The sequence below is a fragment of the Dietzia sp. UBA5065 genome (genome assembly GCA_002415925.1).
Taxonomy (GTDB): domain Bacteria; phylum Actinomycetota; class Actinomycetes; order Mycobacteriales; family Mycobacteriaceae; genus Dietzia.
The window spans coordinates 1-3,105 of record DIAZ01000057.1 but is presented as its reverse complement, the minus strand read 5'-3'; the positions used below and the strand labels follow the sequence as shown (position 1 = coordinate 3,105).

Below are 3,105 nucleotides of genomic sequence, written 5' to 3'. Positions count from 1 at the left end.
CGGCGGGCTCCGGCTTCTCGGCGGTGGGCTCGGCGGCGAGCTCCGGCTTCTCGGCGGCGGGCTCGGGAGAAGGGGAACCGTCACCCTGCTCCTCGGTCACGGTCACATCGGGGGTACTGGCGGCGGTGTCGACCTCGTCGCCAGCGGTGGCGGTACGGTCCTCGTTTTCATTATTCATGAGGTGCCCCATGCTACGGCGTCGAAGGCCCCGCACGCGACACGACGACGCAGGTCACTCCCCCGGGGCCACCCGGTTCGGGCGGTCGTGCGTCTCCCTGGCGAACAGCCACGGCACCACGGCGGCCAACAGGAGAGCACCCGAGAGCGCGAAACCCGCGGTGTAACCGACCAGATCCACGACCAGCCCGATCAGGACGGGGCCGAGGATCGCACCCGAGTCGCTGGCCATCTGGAAGGTCGCCAGCACCTTCCCCCCCGCCCGATCGGCACCGACCACGTCGGCGACCGCCGCCTGCTGCGCGGGGTTGAGCACCCCCGCCCCGATTCCCGCCACGACGGACGCGGCCACCAGCAGCGGAACGGTGTCGCACCAGCCCAGGACGAGGGTGGAGAAACCGGAGACCACCAACCCGCCGATCACCAGCGGTCGGCGGCCGTACCTGTCGGACAGCCAGCCCGCGATCGACACGACGCTCGCGGTTCCCACCGCGAACGAGGCGAGGGCCGTGCCCGCTATCCCCGCCCCCGCGTCGAAGCTGGCGGCCGCGAACAGCGGGACAATCGCCACGCGCACCCCGAAGGAACTCCAGCCGTTGACGAAGCTCGATACGAGTGCGGCGCGATACCCGCTGTGCCGCAGCGCCTCGGCGACGGGCAGGGCCTCCTGCCCCTCGGTCCGGTCGCCGGGCGTCGGTCTGCCCCCGCCGCGGAGGAAGATGCCGACCACCCCGGTCGCCACCAGCAGCGTGCCCGCGTAGACGAAGAACGGCACCCGCATCCCGAACCCCGCGAGCAGACCACCGATCACCGGCCCGCCGATGTTGCCGATGAGGAACGCGGTGGCGTACAGGCCCGCGATCCGCCCCCGGGCCCCGGGCGGCGAGAGGCGCGTGAGCAGTGCCATCGCCGAGATGGTGAACATGGTCGAGCCGAGCCCGCCCAGGCCGCGGAACACCAGCAACTGCCAGTAGTCCCGGGCGAGGCCGGTGGCCAGGGTCGAGACCACCACGATGAGCAGCCCGGTCATGTAGACCCAGCGCTCCCCCATCTTGTCGACCAGGAAACCGCCCGCGGGCGCGAACACCAGCCGGAAGAACGCGAACGCACTGACCACCACCGACGCGGCGGTCACCGAGACGTCGAAGCTCCTGGCGTACTGCGGGAGCACGGGTGCCACGAGGCCGTAGCCGACCGCGACCGCGAAGGCCGCCGCGACGAGCACCCAGACGTCGACCGGCAGCCCGGTCCGTGAGGTCGACTGCGGACTACCGGTGAGCGGGCCCCTCACGCCGATCCGAGGACGCGGGCGAGCACGTCCGCACCGAAGTGCAGCGCGTCCACCGGGACCCGTTCGTCGACGGCGTGGAAGTGGCCGAACACGTCGAAGTCGTCGGGGACCCGCAGCGGGACGAAGCCGTAGCCGTCGATGCCCAGCGGCGCGAGGTGCTTGTTGTCCGTGCTGGCCGGAAGGAGGTACGGCACGACGAGCGAGTCCGGGTCGACGTCTCGGACCGCCTCCCGGATGACGCCGACCAGGGGGTCGTCGGCGGGGGCCGAGATCGGGGGTTCCCAGATCCAGTCGACCGAGACGTCGGGACCGAGTTCGGCCTCGATCTCGGCGCGGAAGGTGTCCTCGCCGCCGGGGAGGACGCGGCAGTCGATCTCCGCGAACGCCTCGGCCGGGATGACGTTGGTCTTGTACCCCGCGGACAGGATCGTCGGCGACGCCGTGTGCGAGAGCGACGCGGCGACGAGCGGGCCGAAGTGCCCCAGGACCCCCAGGTGTCGCGGGAGGTCGGCCACCTCCCCGCTCACCCCCGCGATCTCGCCGACGACCCGGGCGAGGGCGGTGTTCGCCTCGGTCGGCGCCACGGGGAAGTCCGTGCTGGCGACGCGGTGGACGGCTCCGGCGATCGCGGCGACGGCGTTGTCCGGTGTGGGGCGCGAGGCGTGTGCCGCGGTGCCGTGGGCGCTGATCCTGCCCCACGCGACGCCCTTCTCGGCGATCGCGATCGGGTAGAGGCGACGCCCGGCGACGGGGACGGACCACCCCCCGACCTCGCTCAGGGCGTGGGTCATGCCGTCGAAGATCTCGGGCCGTTCCCGCACGACCCACTTGGCGCCCATGATCCCCGCGGCCTCCTCGTCGGCGAAGAAGGCGAGCAGCAGCGGTCGCCGCGGGACGATCCCCTCCCGTCGGAAGTGGCGGACCACGGCGAGGACCATGCCGATCATGTTCTTCATGTCCACGGTGCCGCGACCGTAGAGCCACCCGTCGCGGATCTCGCCGGCGAAGGGAGGGACCGTCCAGTCCCCGGCGACCGCCGGGACCACGTCGACGTGGCCGTGGACGACCAGCCCGCCGGCCCGGGGGTCCGCCCCGTCGAGGCGGGCGAACAGGCTCCCCCTCCCGGGCACGGACTCGACCAGCTCGCTGGCGATCCCCACCTCGTCCAGGTACTCCGCGATCCGGCGGCACACGCGGGTCTCGCCGTCGCCGATCGTGGCGGGATCGCCCGTGTTGGTCGAGTCGATGGAGACGAGGTCGGCCGTGATCGAGACGGCCTCGGCGTGCAGCAGCGCCCGACTCCCGTCCGTCGTCGGTGCGCCGTCCGTCATCCGAAACACTTCCCTTCCCCGCGATACGTGGGCCAGCGGTCCACCACCGCCGGCCCCTGAGCAGTCTGGTCCACCACGTGGATGCTGTCGAACCGCTCGCAGACCTCCCCGGCCTTGGCGTGGCGCCACCAGGCGCGGCCGCCGATCGCCACCTCCCCGCGCACGGGGGTCTGGACCTCTCCGGCACCCTCCCTGCCCAGATAGCGCAGCCCTTCCGGCCTGGCCGGCACCGGCAACCTGTCCGGGCCCGGCGCCCCGGAGGCCACGTAACCGCCGTAGAGGAAGGTGGTGAGGCCCCGAGCCGGG

At 72.6% G+C, this 3,105-nt stretch carries 2 protein-coding genes and 1 pseudogene; all 3 read right to left on the bottom strand.

Features of this window, described 5'->3' with window-relative positions; all coding sequences use genetic code 11:
• Nucleotides 1–232: 232 nt before the first annotated feature.
• Nucleotides 233–1,468: an MFS transporter gene (locus B4M60_RS04050; RefSeq protein ID WP_291080524.1), complete on the bottom strand. Its 1,236-nt coding sequence runs from the start codon at nt 1,466–1,468 to the stop codon at nt 233–235.
• Complete coding sequence (locus B4M60_RS04045; RefSeq protein ID WP_291080522.1) at nt 1,465–2,799, bottom strand: M20/M25/M40 family metallo-hydrolase; 1,335 nt, start codon at nt 2,797–2,799, stop codon at nt 1,465–1,467. Before B4M60_RS04045 ends, B4M60_RS04050 begins: the two co-directional genes overlap by 4 nt.
• Nucleotides 2,796–3,105 (bottom strand): annotated as a pseudogene (locus tag B4M60_RS04040) (amino acid deaminase/aldolase); the annotation flags it as partial. The gene B4M60_RS04045 and the pseudogene B4M60_RS04040, both read right to left, overlap by 4 nt.